The organism is Pseudoxanthomonas sp., assembly GCF_002863005.1.
Taxonomy (GTDB): domain Bacteria; phylum Pseudomonadota; class Gammaproteobacteria; order Xanthomonadales; family Xanthomonadaceae; genus Pseudoxanthomonas_A.
The window spans coordinates 325,272-346,712 of the sequence record NZ_PKDG01000015.1 but is presented as its reverse complement, the minus strand read 5'-3'; the positions used below and the strand labels follow the sequence as shown (position 1 = coordinate 346,712).

The window sequence follows — 21,441 nt, the reverse complement described above, 5'->3', positions numbered from 1 at the left end:
GAATCCGGTTGAGCCCAGGCGGCCGCATGATCATGGCTTCTGCGCGGCGAACACCACCGGCCACGCATGCCCATCCGGGTAAGGGCATGCATCCGTCAGTACGCCCTGGACCGGGTCGAAGCACAATGATACACCGACTCTGCCGAAGCCCGCGTGCTGGACGCGCTCCCACAGATCCCACCCAGGTTGCGAGAACACCAATGCGCCCCCTCCATCGACGGGGTTACCGTGATAGCAGGGCTCCAGCACGTGCTCCAATACGCCGTCGACCAACCTCGCGCGCACGATCGTCGATTCAAGCTCCTCGTAGAAAGGGCACGAGAACAGCATCCACCCGCCTGGACGCAAGATTCTCCAGCATTCGCGGAGCGCTTGGTCCACGTCCGGGACATGTTCCAGGACATCGAAATGCATGACGAGGTCCAGCGAGGCATCACCGAACGACGGCGCCAGCAGGCTCTCATGGCGAATTCCTCCCCATGCCGTCTGGACCACGCTGCCGGACGCCAGTGAGTCGCCCAGGTACTCGCTGCCGGTCAGGCCGGGAAGCCGCTCCAGCAGCCGAGGGAAGAGGGGCGTCAACCGCTCGAAGACGGCCGCCGTCGCGGGGATGCGTCCCAGCCGAAGAAGCAGGTCGTCCAATGCCATCAGGATGCCGCGCATGCGCCCATTGAGGCCGCAGGAGCACATCATTCCCTCCATCAGGTTGGCCCAGTCGCCGGCGGCCGGCTGCGACTGGCTGAACTGGCCCCAATCACCGCAGCCCCGGCAATAGCCCGGGAAGCCGCCCTGCGCGAGGGACCACTGTTCGACCGTGACGGCCGTAGGGGCGAGAAGGTCCATGGCCTCACGCAGCCTATTGGCAGTTTCGAACCTGTGCACCCCCGCTGCACTCACGTCGGCCATGCCGCACCGTTTAGGATTCGGAGACGCGAGAAGTTATCATAACTGCCTGCTGATTCTCGCTCGGCCGCTTTCTGCCGGCCCGGGGTCTTTACAAGGAATTTATGTGACACATTCCCGGGAAATCGACCGCGCGCATCGGTTGTCGCCCCTCGTCCTCGTTGAATCGGTGTGGCGACACCGCGCGACCATCGGATCGCTGGCCATGCGCGAAGTACAGGGAAAGTACAAGGGTTCCGTTCTCGGCGTGTTCTGGTCGCTGGTGAACCCCCTGTTCATGCTGGCCATCTATACGTTCGTGTTCAGCGAGGTTTTCCGCATGCGTTGGGGCGGCGGCCTCGATCATCCCCTCGATTTTGCACTGATGCTGTTTGCCGGCATGGTTGTCTTCGGCTTCATTTCGGAGGTTCTCACGCGTGCGCCCACCCTGGTGACCGCCAACCCGAATCTGGTCAAGAAGATCCTGTTCCCGCTCGAGATATCGGCGCCCGTCGCGATGATCAGTGCCACGTTCCAGTTCGGTATCGGCCTGGTGCTCCTGCTGTCGGCCTACACAGTGTCCAAGGGCGCCCCACCGGCGACCGCTTTCCTCTTCCCACTGATCGCGCTGCCGCTTTTCCTGCTGGCCCTGGGCATGGCGTGGTTCATCTCTTCCCTGGGCGTCTTCATCCGGGACATCAGCCAGCTAATCGGCCACGTCCTGATGGTCGCCATGTTCCTCTCGCCGATCTTCTACCCGATCACCGCGATACCGGAACGCTTCCGCCAATTTTTCTACCTCAATCCCCTGACCTTTCTGGTTGAGCAGGCCAGAAAGGTGTTGATCCTGGGCGAGCCTCCCGATTGGACCCATTTGGCACTGTTTACCGGTTTCGCCGTGATCGTCTGCTATCTCGGCTTCGCTTGGTTCCAGTTCACGCGCAAGGGGTTCGCCGATGTCCTCTGAGATCGCGCTTCGCGTAACCCACGTCAGCAAGATATTCCGAACGTATTCCAACCCTGCCAGGCGACTCACGCATGCGTTGAACCATCGCCTGAACGCCGCGCTCTCGCGGGTGGGGGCGCCGGCGTTCGGTGCTGGGCGGGACACCATTCAGGAATACGTGGCGCTCCAAGACATCAGCTTCGAGGTCAAGCGGGGCCATACGACCGGAATCGTGGGACGCAACGGTGCCGGCAAGTCCACCCTGCTGCAAATCATCGCGGGCACGCTTGCTCCCACGTCCGGAGACGTGGAGGTGCGTGGCCGAGTCGCCGCGCTGCTGGAGCTTGGCTCAGGATTCAATCCCGAGTTCAGCGGCGTGGAGAACGCACGGCTGAATGCGACGATCCTTGGTTTGTCTCCTGCGGAGATCGACAAGAAGATGGATTCGATCCTCGCGTTCGCCGACATCGGAGCGTTCGCGTATCGACCCGTGAAGACCTACTCTTCCGGCATGATCGTGCGGCTGGCATTCGCGGTGCAGGCGCAAGTAGATCCGGAGATCTTGATCGTCGACGAAGCGCTCGCCGTGGGAGACGCCAAGTTCCAGTCGAAGTGCTTTGCGCGACTGGAAGCACTGAAGGAAGCCGGCACCTCGATCCTGTTCGTTTCGCATTCGACCGAACAGATCGTCAACCACTGCGATGACGCTCTTCTGATCGAGGCCGGACGGCTGCACCAGCGTGGACAGCCCAAGGATGTGGTCCATACATACCTTGACCTGCTCTTCGGTGCTGCCGGCAACCGGACGCCACCCACCAGCGACCTGTCGGATCCGGACGGCTCCTTCATCCAGCGCCCCGTAGTAGACACCGACACGCACCCTGCCGCCACCGGCAATGACTTCGCCAGCCAGCCCAACTACAACCCTTACGAATTCCGGTGGGGGGACGGTGCCGCGTGCATCGCGGACTTCCGACTTCTCGCCGGCAACGCCCGCACGGGTGCAAGCGTCGAGGCAGGCACATCACTACAACTGCGGCTCGGGATCTCGTTCACCCGCGACATCCGGCGTCCCATCTTTGGCTTCACCATCAAGTCGAAGGACGGGGTCACCGTGTTCGGCACGAACTCGGAGATGACGGACACGCAGGGCGATGCAGTATCGGCGCGTGCCGGAAGCGCAATCGAGCTCGCTTTCGATTTCGACTGCAACCTGGGGCCCGGCGACTACTTCATCTCCGTCGGCGTGGCCAGCCGCGATGGTGAGGACATCGTCCCACACGACCGGCGATATGACTCCATCCATTTGAACGTCTCGGATGACAGCTGCTTCGGTTTCAGCAAGCTCCCGATGACAATGTGCGTGAAGGAACTCCAGCCTTGAACAAGAACACTCAGCCCTACACTCTTTTCCTAGAGGACCACGGGCTCCAGCGTTACGAAGCCTCCCGTGTATGGGGGCCTGCCACCGGTGCAGCGTTCGACTATTCGGACGGCGACGACGTGGAGAATCGGATCGCCGCCATCATCGCCGCAGCGGAAGATGTTTCGCTCTTCTCGCTTGAGCTCGGCATGCACCAGACCGACTGGCCATCCATCTACCACTTGAGTCCCGTGCGCGCGAACCTGCTGCGCCCGCTAGCCCCGTTGCTCGAAGGTCGCCGGATACTCGAGATCGGCGCCGGCTGTGGCGCGGTCAGCCGTTACCTGGGCGAGCTGGGTGCAGAACTCCTGGCGCTGGAGGGCAGCCGACGGCGCGCGACCACGGCCGCCAGCCGATGCAGGGACCTGGACAACGTCACGGTTGTCAACCAAACCCTCGAACAGTTCCCTGACGGCGAAAGGTTCGACGTCGTGACGTTGATTGGCGTACTGGAGTACGCGCGCAAGTACTCCAGCGAACCGGATGGGGTGGCCGCCACGTTGCGTCGGGCACGATCGCTCCTCAACGAGGGCGGCATACTCCTCGTGGCGATCGAGAACCAGTTTGGGCTCAAGTATTTCGCAGGGATGCACGAGGATCATCTCGGTCGCGCCATGGCGGGCATCCAGGACCACTACTTGTCGGATGGTGTCGTGACCTACGGGCGCCAGGAACTGGCCGCGAAGATCGAGGCCGCCGGCTTCTTTGATTGCGAGTTCGCGCTTCCTTTCCCGGACTACAAACTGCCATCGAACATCGTCCTGCCGGCCGGCTGGAACCGGGATGCGGATTTTGATGCCGCAACGCTCGCTGGCCAGGCGACGCGCAATGATCGACAGCTCACCCATCCCCTCCTCTTCTCCACGTCACAGGCGTTCGCTGTCGCGCAACGGAACGGCTTGCTCGCGGACCTTTCCAACTCCTTCCTGATCCTGGCGCGCGCGACGACGTCGGCACCGGGTTTTACGAATGCGGCGCCTGACATCCTCGCGTGCCATTACGCGGTGGAGCGACAGGCCCGTTATGCCACTAGCACCACTATTCACTCGGCTGGCGGTTCCATTTCCGTGCGGCGCGCGCACTTGATCGACGGGCAGGCGCAACCTCCCTCCAAGTTGTTGCGTCAGGAACTGGTCGAAGAGCCATATGCCAAGGGCCAACTCTGGAGCGATGAGCTTGATCGCCTGATGAGCCGCCCAGGCTGGTCGGCTGACGATATAGCCACGTGGATGGCAGCCTGGCTCGATGCGCTCAGGGCGTATGCGCCGGTCGCCGTGCCCGACCCGCTCACGTCGCTGCAGCACGAGGTGCCGGGTCATCTGGTCGACGCGGTTCCAAGGAATCTGGTCAGAACCAAGGAGGGCGCGTGGATATTCTTCGATCAGGAATGGACGCTGCTACTCCCTGTCCAGATCGGCTACCTCGCTTTCCGCGCCTTCAATGTGAGCCTGGCCACGGTCACCCACGTGGCAGAGCCTGCAGATCCCACGTTGCTGCATGTCCCGACGCTCTTCCGTGCCTGCTTGCACCGGTTGGGTTTTATCGTCACCGGTAGCGATATCCTCGACTACCTTGATTTCGACGCAGCGATCCATGGCGAGGTGAGCGGCCAGTTCGCTCGCCCCCAGACGTTGGCCGAGTATGACGGCTACGCGCTGGTGCCGGGGCCGGACATCACGGGGTTGCTGCACGGCAGGAAGGATGGTCTTCCGGAACTCCTGTCCCGGCTGGCAAAGCAGGAAGACGAACTTAAGGCGGCATCCCTCTCGATTGAGACGCTGAACACCGAGATCGCCAATGCGGGCGCGCATGTAAGGGTGCTTGAGGCCCGGGTGGGCGAGGAAAGCGTGGCCAAGGACACCGCACGGGCCGCACTGACAGTAGCCGAGCATGCGCTGGCCGCAAAGCTCCAGCATGTGGAAAGCCTGGAGCGCCATATCGGTGAGCATGCGGTCGAGAACGCGCGCCTGCAGAACGAACTTCGCCTGCATACCGATGGGTCGCTGGCAGAGCTCGCCCAGGCGAAGACCGAGCTTGCATCAAGCAACACGCGCCTGATCGAGCTAACGGCCCGTTTGGCCGATGTGTCTTCGTTGCTGTCTTCTTCCGTCGCCACGACGGCAGCCCTGCAACTCCAACTGGCCGAAGAGAAGGAAGCCTCACGGCGGAACAGCGAGGACACACAAGCACTGAGGTCAGAGTTAGACACGACGCTGCAGGTCCTCGCCGACAAGGACAACGAGATCCATCGGCTATGGACGGTCGTCGACGCGCATCAGCGGGACAGCACGGCGCAAGCGCAGCTGGCCGAGCAGCTGCGTCAGGACATCAGCGCGGCGCGCCAGCTGCTCGGAAGCCAAGAAGGCCCATTGGCCGAACTGATGAGCATCAAGGCGTCGACCAGTTGGCGGCTCACGTCTCCGCTCCGCGCCGCCAAGTCGATGTGGCTTCGCGTCATACATAGCAGCGCCGGACGCGCAGGCGCGCTCGCGCGCAGCATCTACCGGCGGATGCCGATGCCCGCGCATAAGAAGATCGCGATCAAATCCGCGCTTTTCGAGAAGGCTCCCCTGCTCTTTTCCCGTACCAACGCCTTCCGTCGATGGCAGGCGGATGTGGCCACTCATGGCCCGGATACCGGGTACATGCCCGCCCTTGCCGCCATCGCGGACCCTCATGCGCCCGGCAAGCTGGCGTATGCCGACATGCCGGCGCTCTACACCGCCGACGGCGTCACCGAATGGCGTGACTACCCCGAAGTGAAGGCCAGGATCGCCGCAGAAGTGCGAGCGAAGCACCTGCGCACGTCGCCCAAGCCCCTCAAGATCCAGGACTTCTCCTCGTCAGCTGACCTCGAGAAGATAGCGGACCGTATCAGCCTGCCGGAGGCCCCGGCGGGACCTGACGTCAGCATCATCATCCCAGCCTACAATCACGCGCCGCGGACGCTGGAGTGCCTGGCGTCGATCGCGGCATGCCGCGACGCGGCCGACCCCACATTCGAAATCATCGTGGCGGACGATGCGTCCACGGAAGACTCGGCGGGCATTGTTGCGCGCGTGCCTCACGTGCGTTTCGTCCTTCAGGAGGCCAACCAAGGTTTCCTGAGGAACTGCAACGCCGCGGCGGGCCACGCGCGCGGCAAAGCGATCCTGTTCCTGAACAACGACGTCCAAGTCACGCCAGGCTGGTTGGCAAGTCTTTGGAGCTGTCTGCAGTCCGATCCGTCGATAGGCGCGGTCGGGCCGCGGATCGTGTACCCAAGTGGATGGCTTCAGGACGCGGGGACCCGCCTGCGCCGCGACGGTACCGGCGAGATGATCGGCCTCAATGAAATGCCTGATACGCCCGCCTACACCTATGATCGCGACGTGGACTACTGCTCCGGCGCCTGCCTGCTCGTACGCGAGGAGGATTTCCGCCTTGCAGGCGGTTTCGATGAGCGCTTCGCCCCCGCGTACTGCGAAGATTCCGACCTGTGCATGCAGTTGCGCGAGCAAGGCAAGCGGATCGTCTTCTGCGGGAGCGCGGAGGTTATCCACCACCTGAGCGCGACCTCCGACTCCCTGCCCAGCGAGTACAAGCTCAGCTGCATCAGCCGCAACCTTGACACGTTCTCGGAAAAGTGGCGACAGCAGCTGGACGACATGGACCAGGTGCGGACGATCGCCTTCTATCTACCTCAGTTCCATCCTTTCCCCGAGAACGACCTCTGGTGGGGTGAGGGCTTTACCGAGTGGACGAACGTCACCAAGGCGCGCCCGAACTACGTTGGCCACTACCAGCCGCGCGTTCCCGCCGACCTCGGCTATTACGATCTACGCGTCCCTGAAGTAATGAAGAAGCAAGCCGAGCTCGCGCGCCGCTATGGCGTGGGCGGCTTTTGTTTCTACTACTACTGGTTTGGCGGGAAGCGCCTGCTCGAGCGCCCCATCGAACAGATGCTCGCAAGCGGCGAACCCAGCTTCCCGTTCTGTCTTTGCTGGGCGAACGAGAACTGGACGCGTCGCTGGGATGGCCAGGAGCACGATGTCCTCATGGCCCAGCAGCATTCGGACGACGACGACCTGGCGGTGATCGAAGATCTGGCGCGTTATTTCCGCAGCGAGCACTACATCCGCGTGAACGGGAAGCCGCTCCTGCTCGTCTACCGCGTCACCCTTTTCCCGGATTTCGCGAGGACATCGTCGCTGTGGCGGCGCTATTGCCGCGACAACGGCATTGGAGAGATCTACATCGCTCAGGTGGAATCCTTCGAACTGGTGACCGCCGGCATCCGCCCGGAGGACCTCGGCTGCGATGCCGCCGTGGAATTCCCACCGCAAGGCATGGCAGAGCCGCGGACGCCTTCGGGCGAAATCGTGAACCAGAATTTCGCCGGGGCCGTCGCCGACTACCACGACCTTGCCGTCCGCTATGCGACGCGCGAGCTTCCCGCGTACAAGCGATTCATGGGCGTAATGCCCGGTTGGGACAACACGGCACGCCGTCAGAACAACAGCTACAGCTTCGAGCGCGCCACGCCCGGCGCTTTCCAGGCTTGGCTGGAGACCGTCGTGAAGCGCACGAAGCAGCAGTACTGTGGTGACGAGCGCCTGGTCTTCATCAATGCATGGAACGAATGGGCCGAGGGCGCGTACCTCGAGCCAGACAGGCGATTCGGCCACTCGTTCCTGCAAGCCCACCTCAACGCACTCGAAGCCGAGTACCTGGTGGACCGCAAATCGGCGTTCCCGGAATGACAAGCATGAGCAACGGATCCGACGTCGTCCTGGTAGGACACCCTTTCGCCCCCATCGGCTGCGGCGAGAGCCTGCGCTGCTCGTATCGCGCATTTCGCTCAGTCGCGCTTGCACCACGGCTGCTCGACGTGTTTGGCTACTTCAAGCCAGAAGATGATGCGGAGCGCGAGTTCGGCCCTGCGCTGACGCGGAAGTTGGGCCGCATCAACGTCTTCCACCTGAATGCCGACGAGGTCGACGTCGCGCTCGACGCCCTGGGCTCGGAGCCTGGCAGCTACAACGTGCTGTACCCGAACTGGGAGTTGTCCCACTTTCCCGACGCCTGGGTGCCCGCGCTGGAGAAGTTCAATGAAATCTGGTGCCCATCCAAGTTCATCCATGACTCGATCGACGGACGTGTCTCCGTACCGGTGAAGCACTTGCCTGTTGCTTGCGAGGTCAGCCTCTCTTCACTGCTCTCCCGGCGGTATTTCGGCATCCCCGAGAATGTGTTCGCGTTCCTGTTCTTTTTCGATTTTCGCTCTTATGCAACGCGCAAGAATCCGGAAGCCGTCGTGAAGGCATTCCAGCAGCACTGCCTTGCGCTTCCGGCGGCCAACTCCCACCTTGTCATCAAGACCAACGGCGCGGAAGCCGACTCGGCTGCGTACGCTCGACTGCAAGAAACCCTCGCACCCTTGCGCGCGCGTGTGACCTTCATCAATCGCACCATCAGCGACAACGAAGTCAAGAACCTGATTCGTTGCTGCGATACGTTCGTTTCACTACATCGATCAGAAGGCTATGGGCGCGGGCTGGCCGAAGCCATGTACCTGGGGAAGCCTCTCATCTGCACGGGCTATTCAGGAAACCTGGATTTCATGGACCGTGATTCAGCGCTGATGACGGGGTTCGACCTCATTCCCGTCAATCCCGGCGAGTACCCCTTCTCTGAGGGCCAGGTCTGGGCCGACGCACATGTCGACGAGGCAGCCGAGCATATGTCCAAGCTTTATCTGGATCGCGACTACGCCCGGAACCTAGGGCGCATCGCGTCGCGGACGGTGCGCTCGCGCGTCAGTTGTCGCACTATCGGCATGAACTACCGACGCCGGATCGAAGAGATCCGTTCGTTGTAAGCAGGAAGGAACGCCCGGCGGTAGCGGGGCGTTCTGCACGGGGCGTCACTATTGACCACCGAGTCGTCGCAAGTCCGCTTCGACCATCATCTCGATCAGTTGCTGCAGTGACGTCGCGGCCTTCCAGCCGAGTTTCTCTTGCGCCTTCGCGGGATTGCCGAGAAGGACATCCACCTCGGCAGGCCGCATGAACTTCTCGTCGATGGCGAGATGATCCTCCATCTTCAGCCCGACATGCGAGAACGCGATTTCGCACATTTCGCGCACCGTGGACGTCACGCCTGTGGCCACGACGTAGTCATCGGGCTTCTCCTGCTGCAGCATGAGCCACATGGCCTCGACGTAGTCGCCTGCAAAACCCCAGTCGCGCTTGGCGTCGATATTGCCCAGCCGAAGCTCTTTCTGGCGACCCAGCTTGATGGATGCCACCGCATGGGTCACCTTCCGGGTGACGAATTCGATCCCTCGCAGCGGCGATTCGTGATTGAACAGGATGCCACTGGATGCATGCATGCCATGGCTTTCCCTGTAGTTGACCGTAGCCCAATGAGCCATCAGTTTGGCGACACCGTAGGGGCTTCGCGGATAGAATGGAGTTGATTCGTCCTGCTTCGCCGCCTGGATCAGGCCGAACATCTCGCTCGTGGACGCCTGATAGAAGCGCGCGCCCGGATTGACCAGCCGGACGGCTTCAAGTACGCGCAGCGCGCCGGTGCCGTCGATATCAGCGGTCAACAGCGGCTGCTGCCACGAGGTGCCCACGAAACTCTGCGCGCCGAGGTTGTAAACCTCTTCCGCCCGCGAAACCTGCATCGCCCGGATGAGCGAGGAAAGATCGGCGAGATCCCCATCAACGAGCGCCACATCGTCGACGATGCCCAGCTCACGAAGCCGCCAAAGCGTATCGGTGCTGCGTCTGGCGAGCAGGCCGTGCACCCGATAGCCCTTCTCCAGCAAGAGTTTCGCCAGATAAGCACCATCCTGCCCGGTGATGCCCGTAATCAAGGCCGATTTTCCCTGAGTGCTCACGCCTTACTCTCCATGTCTTCAAGAATGTCTACCAATGTCTGGTCCCACGGAATTCGTGGGGTCCAACCCGTCTCTTGCCGTATCAGCGAACTATCGGCCACCATCCGCCGCTGCTCAGCTGGACGAAATTTCGCGGGATCCTGCAAGACGTCCGCCTCCGTTCCCGCCAGTTCCAACAAGCGATGCAGGATGTCGCGCACGCTCCGCTCGATGCCGCTTCCCACGGTGTAGATCTTACCGGCATTCCCGGATACCAGCAGATTGGCATACGCGCACACCACGTCCCGGACATCGGTGAAATCGCGGGTCACATCGATATCACCGGCAGAGATCGTTGGCGCTTGCCGGCCCGATGCCACGGCCACGACCTGCTCCGCCAAGGCAGGCACGACAAAGGACCGGCCCTGGCCCGGGCCAACGTGGTTGAACGGACGAGCGATCACTACGTCCAGTCGATTGGATCGATGCCACTGAAGGCACAACTGTTCAGCCGCCACCTTGCTCACAGCGTACGGATTGCGCGGTGCAGGGGGGAGGTCTTCGTCCACCGGCAATCGCGATTCGCTGACGGTGCCGTACACATCGCCTGAGCTTACGTACAGGAAGCGGCCCGAGAAGCCGTCAGAATCCAGCGCCTGCAGCAGGTTCAACGTCCCGAGGACGTTGATCTCGATGGTCTCAGCGGGATCCTCGAAGGAGCGCGGCACGAAACTTTGCGCGGCCAGATGGATGACGTGGTCGGGACGCACTCCCCGCAACTCACGTTGGAGCGCCTCGCGGTCACGCACGTCCACGGCAGGAAGCGCGATGAACTCCGCCCCGGCGAATGCTCCATCCAATCCCGACACGAGGACATGCCTTCCGACGAAGCCGCTCGCGCCCGTCAGAAGAACGCGCTTGCCTGCGATGGGAGCGTCAGGCGCGAAGGGCATGATCGAGATCGCCTTGGAGGTCCGTCAAGTGCTCGACCCCGACACTCAACCGAACCAGTCCATCACTCATCCCGAGCTTCTCCCTCCGCTCCACAGGCACCGATGCGTGTGTCATCACCGCAGGATGATTCACCAAGCTTTCCACACCCCCCAGCGACTCCGCGAGCGTGAACAGAGCCGTGTTCTCGCAGAACGTCTTCGCGGCTTCGAAACCGCCTTTAAGCACGATCGAAATGATGCCGCCGTAACCCTGCATCTGCTTCGCCGCGAGCGCATGCTGGGGATGAGAGGCGAGCCCCGGATAGATCACCTTCTCGATCGCCGGATGCGTCTCCAGCCACTGCGCCAACGCCATCGCGTTCTCGCAGTGCGCCTTCATCCGCAGGTGCAGGGTCTTCAAGCCGCGCAGCGCGAGGAAGCTGTCGAACGGCCCCTGCACGGCGCCGATGGAGTTCTGCAGGAACGCCATCTGTTCGGCCAGTTCCGCATCGTCTCCCACCACCACCATGCCACCGACCATGTCGGAGTGGCCATTGAGGTACTTGGTGGCCGAATGCATGACGATGTCGGCACCGAGCGCGAGCGGACGCTGCAGGATCGGCGAGGCGAAGGTATTGTCGACGACCACACGCAGGCCGCGCTTGCGCGCGATCTCGCAGATGGCAGCGATGTCGACGATCTTGAGCATGGGGTTCGTGGGGGTTTCCACCCACACCATTCGCGTTGCCGGGGTGATGGCGGACTCGAACGCCGCCAGATCGGTCAGGTCGACGAAGCTGAAATCCAGCGCGGCGGTGCGCTTGCGCACGCGCTCGAACAGTCGGTAGCTGCCGCCGTAGAGGTCGTCCATCGCGATGACATGGCTGCCGCTGTCCAGCAGTTCCAGCACGGTCGAGGTGGCCGCCATGCCGGAGGCGAAGGCGAAGCCGCGACTGCCGCCTTCGAGTGCCGCCACGCAGCGCTCGTAGGCGAAGCGCGTCGGATTATGCGTTCGCGAATACTCGAACCCCTGGTGCACGCCCGGGCTGCTCTGGGCATATGTGGACGTGGCATAGATGGGCGGCATGACCGCGCCGGTGCTGGGGTCCGGAGACTGCCCACCGTGAATAGCCAGTGTGCCCAGGGCAAGGTCGCCGGGCGCCCCATTGGCGGGGGTCGAAGAGTGCGCCATGTTCATGTTCCTTCAAACAGCCGCGCATTCTACCAGCCGGGCCTTAACGTACCGTCCATGCGGAACCCCGCCCGCCGACCGACGGGCATCGCTCCTACTGTGCGCGGCGTCGCAGGTAATTCAGCAGATCGATGCGGGTGATCAGGCCCAGGAAAGCGTCACCGTCGGTGATGATGGCCACTTGGCCCCGGTCGAACACCGGCAGCAGCGCCTCGATCGGCGACCGGACATCGAGTCGGTCCAGCTTGCTGACCATCGCCGTCGAGACGGGGTCGCGGAAACGCGCCTCGTCGCCGTATACATGCAGCAGCACGTCGCTTTCGTCGACGATGCCGGCCAGCTTGTCGCCCTCCATCACCGGCAGCTGGGAAACGTCGTACAGCTTCATGCGCTGATAGGCGGTGGTCAGCAGATCGGTGGGACTGACCACGACCGTATCCCGCTGACTGTAAGGGCGCAGGATCAGGTCGCGCAGGTCGCCGTGCTGGGGACGCTCGATGAAGCCGTTGTCCAGCATCCAGTAGTCGTTGTACATCTTCGACAGGTACTTGTTGCCGGTGTCGCAGACGAACACGAGCACGCGCTTCGGCCTGGTCTGCTCGCGGCAATACTTGAGCGCCGCCGCCAGCAGGGTGCCGGTGGACGAGCCGCCCAGGATGCCCTCCTTCGCCAGCAGCTCGCGAGCGGTGTGGAAACTCTCCGCGTCGCTGATCGCGTAGGCCTTCTTGACCCGGCTGAAATCCGAGATCTGCGGCAGGAAGTCTTCGCCGATTCCCTCCACCAGCCAGCTGCCCGACTTCGTGCTGAGCGTGCCTTCGTTGATGTACTGCGTCAGGATCGATCCGACGGGATCGGCCAGTACCATTTCGGTCTGCGGCGATTGCTCCGCGAAGCAGCGCGACAGGCCGGTCATGGTGCCCGAACTGCCGCAGCCGAACACGATGGCATCCAGCTGGCCGTCCATCTGGCGCAGGATTTCAGGGCCGGTACCGTACTCGTGCGCGGCCGGATTGTCGGGGTTGCCGAACTGGTTGATGAAGTAGGCGCCGGGTGTCTCGCGCGCGATGCGCTCGGCCAGGTCCTGATAATACTCAGGGTGCCCCTTGGCGACGTCCGAACGGGTCAGGATGACCTCGGCGCCCATCGCCTTGAGGTTGAAGATCTTCTCCCGGCTCATCTTGTCCGGGACCACCAGCATCAGCTTGTAACCCTTCTGCTGCGCGACCAGCGCCAGGCCGATGCCGGTATTGCCTGCCGTGCCCTCGACGAGGGTGGCACCAGGCTTCAGGTCGCCACGCTTTTCGGCGGCCTCGATCATCGACATGCCGATGCGGTCTTTGATGGACCCGCCGGGGTTGGCGCTCTCGAGTTTCAGGTAGAGGGTGCAGAGCCCGGTGTCGAGGCGCTTGGCCTGGACGATCGGCGTGTCGCCAATCAGCTCGAGTACGGAAGAGTGGATCGCCATGCGGCCGTGCATCCGGTGCGGTACGGGCCCGGATTATCGCACTTGGGTGACGCGGACGGCGACGGCCGACGAGGAGGCCGCCGCCGCCCGCGACGAGAAAGTGAGGCGCCTAGTGCGGTTTGGCGTCGTAGATCCGGAGCAATCGCTCCTTCGCGTGCAGCTTTTCGCGCTTCATCTGGCCGAGCAGGGTGTCATCGATGGGCAGCACGCCGAGTTCGGCGTCGGTGACCTTCTTGTCCAGCTCGCGGTGGCGCTGGTAGAGCTGCTTGAACTCCGGATCGGCCTTGATGAGCGCATCAATGTCGGCCTGCGGTTGACCTTCGAACATGATCATTACCTCCTTCAGCGGAAATACGAACGCCCCGGCCTTCACAGGCACGGGGCGTTGGCTTGGGAGCGGAGCCTCTGGCCGGCGGCACCGGTGCGTCCCGCCAGGACGCCCACGGCCAGCTGCTTGCCGGCGGCGGTCTCCAGGGGGATCGGAACGGGCGTCATCGGGTCGATTCTCCGGTGAGCCAAGCGACGGGAGTCGCTTGGGAATATGACCCTACTCCTCGACCAGCAGGCCGGCAAGCGCGATGTCAAGTCATTGATTCTGAAAGGAAACCGCACGCGGGACAATGTTCAGGCTATTCGCCGGGAAGCCAGAAAGGTTCATCCAAGCTCATGATTTTCAAGGGAAAATCAGTGCGTGATGATCACTTCCAGCGCCCGAGCCTTGGTACCCGTACCTTTCGCGATGCTCTGCAGGCGCGACTTCTGCACCCCGGCCGCCGTCAGCGCGTCGCGCAAGGCATCCGCACGACGCTGCCCCGGCGTCTGGTTGTCGCCGTAGCCCTCGATCCGCGCACGCGCCTTGGGATTGGCTTGCAGATAGGCTGCCAGTGCGCTCGCGGTGGACGTGCCGCCGCCCGATAGCTTGGCGGAATCGCCAGCGAACACGTTGGCGCCCAGCGTGAATACCTCGCCCCGCGCCTCGAACTTCGAGGCAGGCAACTTGGCCCCGGACACCAGCTCGGCCTCTTCGCGGGCGAGTTTCAGCTCCCGCTGGCGAGCGGCACTCAATCGGTTGGCCTGCTGGCCTGCCACGGTATCGAGGGTGGTCTCGGCCTCCTGCCGCGCCAGTGCCTCGGCCTCGGCGGCCAGCCGCAGGCGCTCGGTTTCCTCGGCCTGGATCTGCGCCTGCACGCGAAGGCGTTCGGCCTCGCGCCGCGCACGCTCGGCCTCGCGCCGGCTCGCCTCGACCAGCAGTTCGCTGCGCGTACGGTCCAGGCGATCGGCCTCGCGGCGTGCCGCCTGCGTCCGCGCAGCGATCTCAGCGATCTCGACCCGACGTTCGGCCACGAACTGCAGGGTTTCGCGTTGACTGCGACGGCCCTTGTCCAGCGCCGCCACCGCATGCTGCGCCTGCAATTTCTCGTACGCCGCGTGCTCGCTCAGCACGGGATCGGACTGCAGTGCCGCCAAGCGCTGGCTGAGCTGGGCGACCACCGGGTTGTCGGCGGCGATCGCGGTGGCCGCCACCAAGGACAGCACCAGGGCCAGCGACAGCCGAACCATGCGGTCGTAAGCGCTCATCGACCGCCCTCCCCGAGCTGGCGCTGCAGGTCCGCGATCTCCGCGCGGCGCTGATCCACATCCGCCATGGCGACGGCCTCCTCGCTGCGCGCGCGAGCCAGATCGGCGTCCGCGGCGGCGCGCACGGCGAAATCGAGGGCCTCCTTCTTGCTGCGCGTGGCCTGCGCCTGCGCGAGCGACTGGCGGGCCGCCGCCAGCGGCGCGGGTGCGTACTGGTCCGCATCGGCCTGGTCGGCACGCTGCACCGCCTTGATCGCCGCTTCCAGTTCGGGGGTCGGCGCGTTCTGGGCGAACGCCGGCGACAGCACGATTGCCGCTACTGCGGCGGCCATCACATGCAGGGGCCTGCGGAAGTGTGCGAAGCTAACAGTCATTGGGGTGCCGTGACGTTGAGGGGTACGCGCGGCCATTGTCTGTAGCCTTCGGCGCCGTTGCAACGTGTGCCGCGCATCGTGGGGAGTGTTGCACATGGACATCGGCTATTTCCTGAAGCTGATGACCGAGAAGAACGCCTCGGACATGTTTCTCACGACCGGGGCGCCGGTCTACATCAAGATCGAAGGCAAGCTCTATCCGCTGGGCAACACCGGATTGCCGCCCGGCATGGTCAAGAAGATCGCTTACTCGCTGATGGACGAAGGCCAGGTGCCGGTGTTCGAGCGCGAGCTCGAGCTCAACATGGCCATCGCCCTGCACGACGCCGGCCGCTTCCGCGTCAACGTGTTCAAGCAGCGCGGCGAAGTGGGCATGGTCATCCGTGCGATCCGCAGCGTGATCCCCACGATCGAGGAGCTGAACCTGCCGCCGGTGCTGAAGGACATCATCATGACCCCGCGCGGTCTGGTGCTGATCGTCGGCTCCACCGGTTCCGGCAAGTCGACGTCGCTGGCGTCGATGATCGACTACCGCAATACCACCAGCACCGGCCATATCCTCACCATCGAGGATCCGATCGAGTACCTGCACCGGCACAAGCAGTCCATCGTCAACCAGCGCGAGGTCGGACTGGATACGCATGCGTTCCACAATGCGCTGAAGAACGCGATGCGCGAGGCGCCGGACGTCATCCTGATCGGCGAAATCCTCGACGCGACCACGATGGAAGCGGCCATCGCCTTCGCCGAAACCGGCCACCTGTGCCTGGCGACGCTGCACTCCAACAATGCCGACCAGACCATCGAGCGCATCCTCAACTTCTTCCCGGAAAGCGCACACAAGAACGTGCTGATGAACCTGGCGCTCAACCTGCGCGCCGTGGTGTCGCAGCGCCTGGTCAAGGGCACCGACGGTCGTCGCATGCCGGCGGCGGAAGTGCTGATCAATACACCGATGATCCGCGACCTGCTTCGCCGCGGCCAGGTGCACGAGATCAAGGCCGCCATGGAGGAGTCGCTCGAGGAAGGCATGGAGACCTTCGACCAGTGCCTGTTCCGCATGGTGAAGGAAGGCCTGATCGAGCAGGAGGAAGCCCTGCGCGCCGCGGACTCGCGCGATGGCCTGGCGCTGAAGTTCCGCCTCTCCGAAGGCAGCAAGGGCGAGCACGATCCGTACGCGGATTACGACACGGCCAGCAGCTCGCCGCGGATCACCCACGGCTTCGGCTGAGCACGCCGCGTCGCCGAACGGCATGCGGGTCAACGGACGGGGAAACCCGCCCGTTCCGTTTTCGGCGACATCCGGTCAGGCGTTGGCGTCGGGCTGGTTCTCCGGCCTGGCCTGATCGAAGGCCGGGAGCGCGAGACAGGCCTGCTCGATGCGGACGATCGTGGGAAAGGCGCTCATGTCCACACCGAACCGGCGCGCGTTGAACACCTGGGGCACCAGGCAGCAATCCGCCAGTCCGGGGGTCTGCCCATGGCAGAAGGCCCCCGTGGCGGCATCGCCGGCAAGCAGGGCCTCCATCGGTGCGAACCCTTCTATGATCCAGTGCTTCACCCAGTCGTCGCGCTCGGCCTGCGGCACGTTCCAGGTGCCTTCGAAGTACTGCAGCACGCGCAAATTGTTGAGCGGGTGGATGTCGCACGCGACCATCTGCGCCAGCGCGCGCACCCGCGCGCGGTCCCGGGCCGTCATCGGCAACAAGCGTGGCGACGGCCAGGCTTCGTCCAGGTACTCGAGGATGGCGAGCGACTGGCGGATCACCCGCGCGCCGTGCTGCAGGGTGGGCACCATGTGCTGGGGATTCTTGGCGACGTAGTCCGGCGCGTGCTGCTGGCCGCCGTCGCGGACCAGGTGCACGGGCGCGGTTTCGTAGGCCAACCCCTTGAGATTCAGACCGATGCGCACGCGATACGCGGCGCTGGAACGCCAGTAGGAATACAGCCTGAGGTGCTCAGCCATGCAACCCGCTCCCCGCGGCTTGCGCCTTCGAATCCCCGGAATCCATGTCCATGCCCGACCCGCTCCGTCCTGAAGTCACACTGGGGCCGGCCGCGCCCTCAAGGCAAGGGTTGCGGCTCGATACGCTGCTCGATCGCGCCAAAAATGGAACGTCCGTCACAGTCCATCATTTCGATGCGGACCACGTCGCCGAAACTCATGAACGGCGTGGACGGCTTGCCATCGCGCAGGGTCTCGACCGTACGCTGCTCTGCAAAGCAGGACGCGCCCTTGGAGGTGTCCTCGTTGGCGATGGTGCCGGAACCGACGATGGTGCCCGCCGACAGCGGGCGGGTCTTGGCCGCATGCGCGACCAGCTGGGCGAAGTCGAACTGCATGTCCACCCCCGCCTCCGGCGCGCCGAACCACTCGCCGTTGATGTGGGTGACCAGTGGCAGGTGGACCTTGCTGTCGCGCCAGGCAGCGTCCAGTTCGTCGGGCGTGACGAATACCGGCGACAGTGCCGAGCGCGGCTTGGATTGCAGGAAGCCGAAGCCCTTGGCGAGTTCGCCCGGGATCAGGTTGCGCAGCGACACGTCGTTGACCAGGCCGATCAGCTGGATGTGACCCGCCGCCTGCGCCGGTGTCACCGCCATCGGCACGTCGTCGGTGACGACGACGATCTCGGCTTCCAGGTCGATCCCGTACTCCTCGCTGACCACTTTCACCGGATCGCGCGGCCCGTAGAACGCGGCGCTCGTGGCCTGGTACATCAACGGGTCGGTATAGAAGCTCTCCGGCACTTCCGCATTGCGGGCGCGACGGACGCGCTCCACGTGCGGCAGGTAAGCGCTGCCGTCGACGAACTCGTAGGCACGGGGCAGCGGCGCGGCGAGCGCCTGAAGGTCGATGTCGAACGCGCCATCGGCGTCGCCCGCATTCAAGGATTCGTACAGTGCGTTGAGGCGCGGCGCGGTGTTGCTCCAGTCTTCGAGCGCGCGCTGCAGCGTCGGCGCGATGCCGGTGGCGCGCACACCGCGGGCCAGATCACGGGACACGACGATCAACGTACCATCGCGACCACCTTCCTTCAGGGAACCCAGCTTCATCGGAACTCCAGGATGCGGGCGCCCATGCGCCATGGTTTCAATTGTAACGAAAGACCGGCCATGTCAACCCGCAATCGGATCGCCCTGGAAACCGTCCTTGCGGAAGGTCAGCACCAGGGTATCGCGATGACCTTGCCCATCCAGCGGCTGGATCGGGGTGGATTCGTGGATCACCCGTTCGTCGTCGAGGAACAGCAGCGACCACGGCGCTTCCAGCGTGAAGCGCTGCCCGTCCGGCCCTGCGGCGGCGAACACGCGGGTTTCGCCCCCTTTGATGCCCTGCCTGCCCGACAACAGCACCGCGACGAAATCCACGCCATCGCGGTGCGCACCTTCCGGCGTGGGCCGGCCGATGCCGTCGGTGGTGTCGATGCGGAACTGGTGCGCCTCGACGTACCACGCGCGCTCGCCCTTGAGTTCGGAACACCAGCGGCCCAGCCCCAGCAGGAGTTGTCGCCATGCCCGGGCTTCCGCGACGGCCGGCTCGATCGGCTCGAACCAGCGCTGCATGCCGCCATGCAGGGCGTTGTAATCCAGCGACTGCCAGTGCGCGCGGTGCGGCGCTTGCGCGAGGCCGTCCGCACCCAGGACGAAGCAAGAATGCCGCCGCCGCCGATAGCGGCCGCCGTCCTTGAGGTACTCGTCCACTTCCAGCCGATCCCAGCTTGGCAGCAACGCATCGAGCGCGTCGAGATCGACGTCCACGGCGTCGGCCATGCCCCGCGGCTCGAGCACCGCGTAGCCGCGCTCCTGCACGCGGCGCACGGCCTCGTCGGCAGGGCAGAACGGAGGTTGGAACATCGCGACCATCGCAAGACCCCTCAACGCAAAAACCCGCCAGAGGCGGGCTTTTGCGGATGTCCAGTGGACGTCAAGTTGGCAGCCCCGGATGGATTCGAACCACCGAATGCCTGAGTCAGAGTCAGGTGCCTTACCGCTTGGCGACGGGGCTGTGTAACCAGTGACGCGTAGTGTAGCGCGTCTGTTAGCGCTTGGAGAACTGCGTGGCGCGACGCGCCTTGTGCAGGCCGACCTTCTTGCGCTCGACTTCACGCGCGTCGCGGGTCACGAAGCCTGCCTTGCGCAGTTCCGACTTCAGCGTTTCATCGTATTCCACCAGCGCGCGGGCGATGCCCAGGCGGATGGCGCCGGCCTGGCCGGTGATGCCGCCACCGGTGGTGGTCACGGTGATGTCGAAGGTTTCGGTGTTCTTGGTCAGCTCCAGCGGCTGGCGCACGATCATGCGGCCGGTTTCGCGGCCGAAGAACTCGTCCAGCGGACGACCGTTGACCGTGATGTTGCCGGAACCCTTGCGCAGGAACACGCGGGCGGTGGAAGACTTGCGACGGCCGGTGCCGTAGTTCTGAGTGATAGCCATGATTAGATGTCCAGGACCTGCGGCTGCTGAGCGGCGTGCGGATGATTCGGGCCGGCGTAAACCTTGAGCTTGCGGTACATGTCGCGGCCCAGCGGGCCCTTCGGAAGCATGCCCTTCACCGCGGTCTCGATGACGCGCTCCGGATGGCGCTCCAGCGCCTGGGCCAGCGTCTCGGTCTTCAGGTTGCCGATGTAGCCGGTGAAGCGGTGGTACTTCTTGTCGGCCAGCTTGTTGCCGGTGACGTGGATCTTCTCGGCGTTGATCACGACCAGGTAGTCGCCGGTATCAACGTGAGGGGTATAGACGGGCTTGTGCTTGCCGCGGAGGCGGCGGGCCAGCTCGGTGGACAGGCGACCCAGGGTCTTGCCTGCTGCGTCGACGACGTACCAGTCACGCTGGACGGTCTCGGACTTGGCGGTAAAGGTGCTCATGTGGATCTCATGTGTCTGGTCGGGCGGATTCCGCGGTTTCCCGGGCGGAACTTTGCCACGCGTTGTGAAGGGTGAAACGGAAGAGGCGGGATTGTACGGGGCGATACCGCAGTGCGCAACCCTCCGGAGCCTCGGACACGCAGGACCCCGGGGCAGACGCCGGGAGCGCCTAGGCGGCACAATGGCCTCATGAACACCCGGACCTATTCGCCCCTCGATCAATGGCTGGTGGAGGCCCAGCGCGGCCTGGACACGGTGTTCGGCAGCCCCCCCGCCCAGCGAGCGAACCCCGCCGGGGATACGCCCGAGGTCGCGCTCGAGCCGGACGAGCAGCGTCATGCTGCCGGCCTGATGCGCATCAACCACGTGGGTGAGGTCTGCGCGCAGGGCCTCTACTTCGGCCAGGCCGCCGTGGCACGGGACGATGCCACCCGCCTCCACCTGTTGGACGCCGCCCAGGAAGAAACCGACCACCTCGCCTGGTGCGCGGACCGCCTGCGCGAACTGGACAGCCGGCCCAGCCTGTTCAATCCGCTGTGGTACGCGGGCAGTTATGCCCTCGGCGCCCTCGCCGGCCTGCGCGGCGATGGCTGGAGCCTGGGGTTCGTGGTGGAGACCGAACACCAGGTCGAGGCCCATCTGGACGAACACCTTGAATCCCTCCCGCCCGCCGACCTGCGCAGCCGCGAGATCCTGAAGGTCATGAAGGCCGATGAGGCACGCCATGCCGAACACGCCGAAGAAGCAGGCGCGCGCATCCTGCCGGCCCCCATTCCGATGCTGATGGCCGGGGCCTCGAAGCTGATGAAGGCCGTCGCGTATCGCTTGTAGGGTGCGCCTTGGCGCACCGTCCCATGGCGCTGAATGCTCCGCAATCCAGCCTGGACGACGGGTTCATGGGTTCACTCGCGCGGCACC

Annotated in this window: 20 protein-coding genes and 1 tRNA gene; 6 read left to right on the top strand and 15 right to left on the bottom strand. The window is 64.1% G+C overall.

The features are described from left to right. Positions 1-30 precede the first annotated feature (30 nt). Positions 31-843: a class I SAM-dependent methyltransferase gene (locus tag CYU89_RS06555; protein ID WP_296279552.1), complete on the bottom strand. Its 813-nt coding sequence runs from the start codon at positions 841-843 to the stop codon at positions 31-33. Between CYU89_RS06555 and CYU89_RS06550 the strand changes: the two genes are divergently transcribed. Genes CYU89_RS06550 through CYU89_RS06535 form a run of 4 tightly spaced genes read left to right on the top strand, consistent with a single transcriptional unit; the run spans position 842 to position 9,111 of the window. Beyond that, positions 842-1,849: an ABC transporter permease gene (locus CYU89_RS06550; RefSeq protein ID WP_296279550.1), complete on the top strand. Its 1,008-nt coding sequence runs from the start codon at positions 842-844 to the stop codon at positions 1,847-1,849. The two genes, CYU89_RS06555 and CYU89_RS06550, sit on opposite strands and share 2 nt — an antisense overlap. Further along, a complete protein-coding gene (locus CYU89_RS06545) occupies positions 1,839-3,212 on the top strand; it encodes an ABC transporter ATP-binding protein (RefSeq protein WP_296279548.1) in 1,374 nt (457 codons plus the stop codon). Before CYU89_RS06550 ends, CYU89_RS06545 begins: the two co-directional genes overlap by 11 nt. Beyond that, positions 3,209-7,993: a glycoside hydrolase family 99-like domain-containing protein gene (locus CYU89_RS06540; protein WP_296279546.1), complete on the top strand. Its 4,785-nt coding sequence runs from the start codon at positions 3,209-3,211 to the stop codon at positions 7,991-7,993. The genes CYU89_RS06545 and CYU89_RS06540 overlap by 4 nt, the downstream gene beginning before the upstream one ends. Before the next feature lie 5 nt (positions 7,994-7,998). Beyond that, entirely contained in the window at positions 7,999-9,111 is a 1,113-nt protein-coding gene (locus CYU89_RS06535; protein WP_296279543.1) for a glycosyltransferase, read from the top strand. Positions 9,112-9,159: 48 nt separating this feature from the next. Here the strand turns inward: CYU89_RS06535 and gmd are convergent, their stop codons facing one another. The 8 genes from gmd to CYU89_RS06495 form a co-directional block, all read right to left on the bottom strand. Then, complete coding sequence (gmd, locus tag CYU89_RS06530; RefSeq protein WP_296279541.1) at positions 9,160-10,140, bottom strand: GDP-mannose 4,6-dehydratase; 981 nt, start codon at positions 10,138-10,140, stop codon at positions 9,160-9,162. After that, on the bottom strand, positions 10,137-11,072 hold the full coding sequence (locus tag CYU89_RS06525) for a GDP-mannose 4,6-dehydratase (protein WP_296279539.1): 936 nt from the start codon (positions 11,070-11,072) through the stop codon (positions 10,137-10,139). The genes gmd and CYU89_RS06525 overlap by 4 nt, the downstream gene beginning before the upstream one ends. Beyond that, positions 11,056-12,243: a cystathionine gamma-synthase gene (locus CYU89_RS06520; RefSeq protein WP_296279537.1), complete on the bottom strand. Its 1,188-nt coding sequence runs from the start codon at positions 12,241-12,243 to the stop codon at positions 11,056-11,058. Before CYU89_RS06520 ends, CYU89_RS06525 begins: the two co-directional genes overlap by 17 nt. 94 nt (positions 12,244-12,337) lie before the next feature. After that, on the bottom strand, positions 12,338-13,708 hold the full coding sequence (locus CYU89_RS06515; RefSeq protein ID WP_296279535.1) for a pyridoxal-phosphate dependent enzyme: 1,371 nt from the start codon (positions 13,706-13,708) through the stop codon (positions 12,338-12,340). 109 nt (positions 13,709-13,817) lie between these two features. Beyond that, on the bottom strand, positions 13,818-14,036 hold the full coding sequence (locus CYU89_RS06510) for a YdcH family protein (RefSeq protein WP_055940917.1): 219 nt from the start codon (positions 14,034-14,036) through the stop codon (positions 13,818-13,820). A 41-nt stretch (positions 14,037-14,077) separates the two neighbouring features. Continuing rightward, a complete protein-coding gene (locus CYU89_RS06505; protein WP_296279532.1) occupies positions 14,078-14,203 on the bottom strand; it encodes a hypothetical protein in 126 nt (41 codons plus the stop codon). A gap of 189 nt (positions 14,204-14,392) precedes the next feature. Then, positions 14,393-15,268: a hypothetical protein gene (locus tag CYU89_RS06500; RefSeq protein WP_296279833.1), complete on the bottom strand. Its 876-nt coding sequence runs from the start codon at positions 15,266-15,268 to the stop codon at positions 14,393-14,395. 14 nt (positions 15,269-15,282) lie between these two features. After that, positions 15,283-15,660 carry a DUF4398 domain-containing protein gene (locus CYU89_RS06495; protein WP_296279832.1) on the bottom strand — a complete coding sequence of 126 codons (378 nt, stop codon included), beginning with the start codon at positions 15,658-15,660 and terminating at the stop codon, positions 15,283-15,285. A 94-nt stretch (positions 15,661-15,754) separates the two neighbouring features. On the opposite strand from CYU89_RS06495, the gene CYU89_RS06490 reads away from it, so the two are divergent. Continuing rightward, on the top strand, positions 15,755-16,891 hold the full coding sequence (locus CYU89_RS06490; protein ID WP_296279530.1) for a PilT/PilU family type 4a pilus ATPase: 1,137 nt from the start codon (positions 15,755-15,757) through the stop codon (positions 16,889-16,891). A 75-nt stretch (positions 16,892-16,966) separates the two neighbouring features. Here CYU89_RS06490 and maiA read toward each other — a convergent pair whose 3' ends face one another. From maiA to rplM, 6 genes are all read right to left on the bottom strand, one after another. Further along, on the bottom strand, positions 16,967-17,626 hold the full coding sequence (maiA, locus tag CYU89_RS06485; RefSeq protein WP_296279528.1) for a maleylacetoacetate isomerase: 660 nt from the start codon (positions 17,624-17,626) through the stop codon (positions 16,967-16,969). Positions 17,627-17,724: 98 nt separating this feature from the next. Beyond that, the gene (locus CYU89_RS06480; RefSeq protein ID WP_296279526.1) at positions 17,725-18,714 is read right to left on the bottom strand and encodes a fumarylacetoacetate hydrolase family protein; all 990 of its coding nucleotides are present in this window, start codon (positions 18,712-18,714) and stop codon (positions 17,725-17,727) included. Positions 18,715-18,777: 63 nt separating this feature from the next. Continuing rightward, positions 18,778-19,524, bottom strand: a complete 747-nt coding sequence (locus CYU89_RS06475; protein ID WP_296279524.1) for a 2OG-Fe dioxygenase family protein — start codon at positions 19,522-19,524, stop codon at positions 18,778-18,780. 67 nt (positions 19,525-19,591) lie between these two features. Next, positions 19,592-19,666: transfer RNA gene (locus CYU89_RS06470), tRNA-Gln, on the bottom strand. A gap of 33 nt (positions 19,667-19,699) precedes the next feature. Continuing rightward, entirely contained in the window at positions 19,700-20,092 is a 393-nt protein-coding gene (gene rpsI / locus CYU89_RS06465; protein ID WP_056879499.1) for a 30S ribosomal protein S9, read from the bottom strand. Positions 20,093-20,094: 2 nt separating this feature from the next. Continuing rightward, the gene (rplM, locus tag CYU89_RS06460) at positions 20,095-20,523 is read right to left on the bottom strand and encodes a 50S ribosomal protein L13 (RefSeq protein WP_055936916.1); all 429 of its coding nucleotides are present in this window, start codon (positions 20,521-20,523) and stop codon (positions 20,095-20,097) included. A 189-nt stretch (positions 20,524-20,712) separates the two neighbouring features. Between rplM and coq7 the strand changes: the two genes are divergently transcribed. After that, positions 20,713-21,354 carry a 2-polyprenyl-3-methyl-6-methoxy-1,4-benzoquinone monooxygenase gene (coq7, locus tag CYU89_RS06455; protein ID WP_296279518.1) on the top strand — a complete coding sequence of 214 codons (642 nt, stop codon included), beginning with the start codon at positions 20,713-20,715 and terminating at the stop codon, positions 21,352-21,354. Positions 21,355-21,441: the final 87 nt, after the last annotated feature.